Genomic DNA, 234 nt, shown 5'->3' with positions numbered 1-234 from the left:
GCCAAAGCCGTGGCGTTTAAAGAAGCGTTGCAACCTGAGTTCAAACAATACGCAAAACAAGTGAAAATCAATGCTGCCGCTATGGCGGAAGAGTTGGTTAAACGCGGTTTGCGCATCGTTTCCGGCCGTACTGAAAGCCACGTTTTCCTCGTTGACCTGCAACCGATGAAAATCACCGGCAAAGCCGCCGAAGCCGCTTTGGGCAAAGCTCATATCACCGTCAACAAAAACGCC

At 50.9% G+C, this 234-nt stretch carries 1 pseudogene; it reads left to right on the top strand.

Features of this window, described 5'->3' with window-relative positions:
* Positions 1-234: pseudogene (glyA, locus tag ACTHSQ_RS11485) on the top strand (serine hydroxymethyltransferase); the annotation flags it as partial.

Origin of the sequence: Neisseria sp. P0009.S008 (genome assembly GCF_051958615.1) — a bacterium.
In the GTDB taxonomy this organism is placed as follows: Bacteria; Pseudomonadota; Gammaproteobacteria; order Burkholderiales; family Neisseriaceae; genus Neisseria; species Neisseria subflava.
Note: the sequence above shows the minus strand (reverse complement) of the source record. Positions and strands in the feature narration are given on the sequence as shown.